The sequence below is a fragment of the Amycolatopsis sp. genome (assembly GCF_025464955.1).
Lineage (GTDB): Bacteria > Actinomycetota > Actinomycetes > Mycobacteriales > Pseudonocardiaceae > Amycolatopsis.
Window position 1 is genome coordinate 497,153 of sequence record NZ_JAODNM010000124.1, and the last position, 6,000, is coordinate 503,152.

Annotated in this window: 4 protein-coding genes; all 4 read left to right on the plus strand. The window is 69.1% G+C overall.

Going from position 1 to position 6,000, the window contains the following annotated elements:
• Positions 1–242: 242 nt before the first annotated feature.
• Complete coding sequence (locus JWQ81_RS32760) at positions 243–1,349, plus strand: hypothetical protein (protein WP_297547630.1); 1,107 nt, start codon at positions 243–245, stop codon at positions 1,347–1,349.
• A gap of 204 nt (positions 1,350–1,553) precedes the next feature.
• Positions 1,554–4,529, plus strand: a complete 2,976-nt coding sequence (locus JWQ81_RS32765; protein ID WP_297547631.1) for a PE-PGRS family protein — start codon at positions 1,554–1,556, stop codon at positions 4,527–4,529.
• A gap of 199 nt (positions 4,530–4,728) precedes the next feature.
• Positions 4,729–5,136 (plus strand): YciI family protein, encoded by a 408-nt coding sequence (locus JWQ81_RS32770; RefSeq protein ID WP_297547663.1) that lies wholly within the window; start codon positions 4,729–4,731, stop codon positions 5,134–5,136.
• Between the two features lie 6 nt (positions 5,137–5,142).
• On the plus strand, positions 5,143–6,000 hold an 858-nt coding region (locus JWQ81_RS32775; RefSeq protein WP_297547632.1), incomplete at its 3' end, for a DUF6596 domain-containing protein.

The following is a 6,000-nucleotide window of genomic DNA, read 5'->3' on the forward strand; positions in this document are numbered from 1 at the left end:
GTGCCTGGTCCGATCACTGGGGGTTAAATCGGAGCACACGCTGTGTTCTTCACACGATCGGGCCATTAAGTCGTGTCAAAGGTGCGCGGGACCGCTTCTCTTTGCTTATCTCATGAGGCACAGCGAATCGGAATTCGCGAAACGTTGTCGAAGCGGGGCCGCACGGCCTCGAATACGAAGATTCTTCGCACGAGACTTTTACCCGGACTTCCCCGTTAACCACCGGTTCGACAGGAGAACGAGTGACGCAGGCGTCGGCGAACGAGCGACAGGGCGGTGACCGCGAAAGCGGCCGCGCCGGTCGCTGGATTTCGCGCGCCCTCCTCGTTCTCGGTGGCATCGCCGCCGGCACCGTCGCCGCCTGGGCCGTCTCGGGCGCTTCCGCCTCCGCGGACACCCTTACTACCGAGGCTGTTACTACTACTGCCGCCACAACTACTGCCGCGACCGGCACCACGGTGGACGCCACCCCGGTCACCGACGCCACCGTCTCCGGCCTGAACGACGTCACCCACGGTGTCTCCGGCCTCGCCGGTGACACGGCGGGCACTATGACCGCCGCGCTGCGGGACACGGCCTGCCACCAGGACGCGACAACCTGGACGGCGGCCGGCTCCGCCGAGCAGCTCCACCCGCTTCCCGCCTGGTGCGCCCAGGTCGATCGCGACGAGGTCGGCGGCCCGCTCCGCACCCACGGCACCCACCGTTCGGTGAGCGAAGCGCTTGGCCGGGACGTCGCCGGCCGGGTCAGCGACGCGGTGGACAACTTCACCGCCACCGCGATCACCCACCCGGTCAAGACCACTCTCAGTGCGGTCGAGCGGATCGTGACCAAGCCGCAGGATGCCGGCAAGGTGCTCGGCGAGACGCTCACCCCCTCCGCCGACGACCAGGGTCTCGGCCACCAGGTGTGGGATTTCCTCAACCCGGTCGTCAGCGGTTCCGGCCTCCTTCCGGGCAGTGGCTCCGACAAGACCGGCGCCCCGATCCAGGCAACGGCTCCCGCCGATCCGAGTTCGATCGCCCAGACCGTCACCAAGGCAGCGTCTTTCGCGCCGGGTGCGGGTCGCAGCGCGGCGGACGAATCCTCGATTCCTGACGGATCCACCGGCGGTCACCACGACTTCCCGACTCCGTTCTCTCCGGTGCAGTTCCCGATCGCACCGCTGACCACCCCCACTGTCCCCGGAGGCGGCAACGCTCCCGGTGGTCACTTCGACGGCTCGACCGCTGGCGTTCCCGCCTGGTCCTCTGCCGCGTTCGACAACGCCATCGCGGATCTCGTCCGCGTCGGCGTGCGGTACATGCCGCTCACCCCGGGCTCTCAGCCCGGTGTCACTCCTGACTGAACCACTTTTCCCGCGGGGTAGCTGACGCTCCTCGATACCCACGCCTTTCCGCGTGCCGGTTTCGCGTCACCTTCCATTACCCCGCATAAATGAGCGGTATGCCTTTCGCATCCGCTTGCTGTTTCACCTGGTGCGCTCGCTCCCGCGAAATAAAAGCACCCCACAAACCCGCAAGGGAAATCAAATATGAAGGAGAACCCTCACATGCATTCCTGGGCAAAGCGCGGACTCCAGACCGCGTTGGTCACGGGTGGCTTGTTGATGCTGGGTACCGGCATCGCTTCAGCCGACGAGAACGTCAACCCTGACACTCCGGCGAGCCCGCTCGACCTCAACGTCACCGTTCCCCTTGACGTTTCGAACAACGCCATCGGCACCCCGCTCGGACAGCTGAACGTTCCCGGCTTCCACGCCGTCGTGTCCACCAAGCCGGTCACCGCACCGGTCAAGGCCGCCGCGGCCGCGCTGGACAAGAACCTCAGCCCCGTCGACGCCGGCAACAGCCTCGGTGGCGGTTCCTTCGACCCGGTCACCCGCGGTCTCAAGGGCAACAAGGTCGTCGGCAACGTCGTCGTCCCGATCCAGATCACCGGCAACGCGATCGGCGCCCTCGGTGGCGACGCGGTGGTCGATGGTGGGGCAGCGGACCAGAGCTACTCGCACAACCAGGACGTCGCGACCGACGGCAAGAACTCCGGCATCGCCGGCAACGCCGTGGTGCTGGACTGGGCCCTGCCCATCCAGATCGCGGGCAACGCCGGTGGCGTGGCAGGCGGGTCCGGCAAGACCAGCGGCAGCGCGAGCCAGAGCGCGTCCGAGACCGGCAACGTGTGGACGAACGGCAAGGGCTCCGGCCTGTCCGGCAACGTCGTCGCGGGCCAGTTCGCGACGCCGGTCCAGGTGACCGGCAACGCCGCCTCGTACATCCTCGGCAACGCCTACAGCTCCTACGACGCCGACAGCAGCGCGACGTCCGGTGGCTACATCAAGACCAACGGCAACGGTGGCGCGGGGACCGGCAACGTGGCCGGTGTCCCGATCGCCCTGCCGGTGAAGTTCAACGGCAACGCCGGTGGTGTCTGGGGTTCGGACGCCGACGCGGTGTCGAACTCCTCCGCCGACGCGGTCGCGGGCTCCAAGACCAACGGCAGCCTGAACATCCCGACCTACATCGAGACCGCCGGGAACGACTCGTTCCTCGCGGGCAACGCGATTGTGCCGCAGGGTGGCCTCGTGGCCAACGTCGCCGGTGTCGCGGGTTCGTGGATCGGTAACGCCACGACCGGCAACGCGCTGGGCTCGGGCAAGGCCGGCTCGTCCTCCAGCACTGTCGACGCCGGTGGCTTCGTCCAGACCACGGGCAAGGACTCCGGCGCTTCCGGCAACATCGTCGACCCGGCGATCGCCCTGCCGGTCGAGGCGTTCGGCATCGGTGGTACCTACATCGGTAACGCCCACGCCAACCACGACAACTCCACCGACGTGAACTCCGGCAACGGCAGCTACACGAACGGCACCGGGGCGGTCCTGGGCGGTAACACCGTCAACGCGCAGCCCGCGGGTGCGGCCGAGGTCTACGGCATCGGCGGCAGCCACATCGGTAACGCGTCCGGTCAGTCGACCGAGACCAAGACCGTGACGGCCGGCGGCTACGACGGCACGCAGGGCAGCGGCTCCTCCGGCTCGGGCAACCTGGTCCAGGTGCCGGTGGCACTGCCGGCCGAGGTGTTCGGTGTCGGTGGCTCCTTCATCGGCCAGGGCTCCGGCTCGGGCGACGAGACGAAGGTCATCCGCGGCGGCGGCGGCGGCAGCACCCACGACGACTCGGGTGCAGCCAGCTCCAACCTCGTGACCGCGCCGCTTTCGGTGCCGGTCCAGCTGTTCGCCATCGGTGGCTCGTTCATCGGCCAGGGCCACGGCAAGGGTTCGACCGACACCACCTCCACCGCCGGTGGCGACGTCAGCGCGACCGGCGTGGCCGGCGCGGTGGCCGGGAACCTGATCCAGGCCCCGATCTCGCTGCCCGTCCAGGGTCACGGCGTGGGCGGTTCCTTCATCGGGATCGGCACGGGCGCCGGCGACAACCTGACCGACTCGGTCGCGGGCGGTACCGCCTCGACCGACGGTCACGATGGCGGCCTCGCCGGGAACATCGTGCAGGCCCCGTTCGCGGGTGCGGCCACGGTCTTCGGTGACGGTGCGGTCCTCGGTGGGATCGCCCACGGTGCCGGCACCAGCGACATCATGACCAAGGCCGGCGGCGACTCGTCGACCAACGGTGACCACGGCGCCTTCGCCGGCGACATCGTCGGTGTCGACGGCCTGCCCATCGCGCAGGTCTTCGGTGTCGGTGCGGCCGCACTGGGTCTCGCCACGGGTACCGCGACCAACACCACCAGCGCCACCACCGGTGGCGACGTCACCACCTCGGGCGTCGGCGGCGCGGTTGCCGGCGACATCGTGGACTTCCCGATCTCGGCCGTCGCGCAGGTCTTCGGTGACGCTGTCGCCGCGGGTGCGGTCGCGCACGGCATGGGCGACAACCAGACCACCGGTTCGGTGGGCGGCGAGGCCACGACCGACGGTGACTCGAGCAGCCTGTCCGGCATCGACGGCCAGGTGCCGCTCGGCGCGCTGGTGCAGGTCTTCGGTGTCCCGCTGGAGCTGATCGGCAATGCGACCGCCGAAGCCACCAACGTGACCTCGATCCAGGACGAGCCGCTGATCGACCTTCCGATCGACGGTTCCGCGCTGGGCACGAACGACCTGCCGACGCTGCCCCTCTCCGGCGCTTCGAGCCTGGAGAGCGGCGCTACGGACCTGGCGTCGATGCTGAAGGGTGACGTCCAGCGTGCGGACGTGCCGGAGCAGACCCTGCCGCTGCAGCTGAACGGGATCGCGCTTCCGTCGATCACCAAGGTTCCGACCCTGCCTGCCGTGTCGGCCCTGCCCCTCGTGTCGGCCCTGCCTGCCCTGCCTGCAGTGCCGGCCCTGCCGACGACCCTGCCGGCGCAGCTGCCCACGCAGCTTCCCGCCGTGTCCGGTGGCCTGACCTCGCTGCCGATCCTGGACGCCGCTAAGGCGACCCCGGACGTGCAGATCCCGGCCCTCGCGGGCTTGGACTCGTCGCCGCTGGCCATGTTCTCGAAGCTGTTCAAGGCCCTGACCGGGCGCATCTGACTTCACCTCCAGTGAAGGCGGCTTGCCGCAGCTAGTTTCTCGTTGAACGGGCCGGGCCCGGGAGCAAAGTCGCTCCCGGGCCCGGCTTTTTTTCAAAGTCCACCGGAAAGGTCCCGGCGGGATGTCGAGAATCCCCGTGCGGCTCCGTCCCTGGAGCGAACACGGCCACAATGGGCCGTATCTCAGCAAGGAGAACATGATGGCCAAGTACCTGTTGCTCAAGCACTACCGTGGCGCGCCGGCGTCGGTCAACGACGTGCCGATGAACCAGTGGACGCCGGCGGAGATCACGGACCACTGCCAGTACATGCAGGATTTCGCAGATCGGCTCGAGGGCACCGGCGAATACGTCGACAGTCAGGCGCTCTCCCCGGAGGGCACGTTCGTCCGCTACGACGGCGAGGGTCGGCCGCCGGTCACGGACGGTCCGTTCGCGGAGACCAAGGACGTGATCGCCGGCTGGATGGTGATCGACGTCGAGACCTACGAGCGCGCGCTCGAGTTGGCCGGCGAGCTGTCCGCGGCTCCCGGCGCGGGCGGGAAGCCGATTCACGAGTGGCTGGAGCTGCGCCCGTTTCTGGGCGCGTCGCCGACCATCACGGAGTGACGCACGGTGGACGAGGACCTGATTCGGACGCTCACCCCTGCCGTGATCGGGGTCCTCGTCCGCCGCGGAGCCGGGTTCGCGGCGGCCGAGGACGCTGTGCAGGAAAGTCTGGTCGAAGCCGCGCGGGTGTGGCCGGACGAAGGTGTGCCGACTAGCCCCAAGGCCTGGCTGGTCACCGTGGCCTGGCGCAAGTTCCTCGACGCCGCCCGCGCCGACGTCGCCCGACGCCGGCGCGAGGTGCGCGTCGAGGACGAGCCCGTGCCCAGCCCCGGCGAGGCGGTTGACGACACGCTCCAGCTCTACTTCCTTTGCTCCCACCCGTCCCTGACGCCGGCCTCGGCCGTCGCGCTCACGCTGCGAGCCGTCGGTGGCCTCACCACGCGACAGATCGCGCAGGCTTACCTCGTGCCCGAGTCGACGATGGCCCAGCGCATCAGCCGAGCCAAGCGGACCGTCTCGGGCGTCCGGTTCAACCAGCCCGGTGACGTCGCGATGGTGCTGCGCGTGCTCTACCTGGTCTTCAACGAGGGCTACTCCGGCGACGTCGACCTCGCCGCCGAGGCGATCCGGCTCACGCGCCAACTGGCGGCCAAGATCAACCATGAGGAGGTGGCGGGCCTGCTTGCGCTCATGCTGCTGCACCACGCGCGGCGCCCGGCCCGGACCGGCTCCGACGGCAGGCTCGTGCCGCTCGCCGAGCAGGACCGCAGCCTGTGGAACACCCGCCTGATCGCCGAGGGCGTCGACGTGCTCCAGGCGGCCCTCGCCCGTGATCGGCTGGGTGAATTCCAGGCTCAGGCCGCCATCGCCGCACTGCACGCTGACGCCCAGTGCGCCGAGGAGACCGACTGGGTGCAGATCGTC

Bases quoted from the DNA above. Each gene is read 5' to 3' on its own strand.
- JWQ81_RS32770 (WP_297547663.1), top strand. From the start codon at position 4,729: ATGGCCAAGTACCTGTTGCTCAAGCACTACCGTGGCGCGCCGGCGTCG.
- JWQ81_RS32765 (WP_297547631.1), top strand. From the start codon at position 1,554: ATGCATTCCTGGGCAAAGCGCGGACTCCAGACCGCGTTGGTCACGGGT.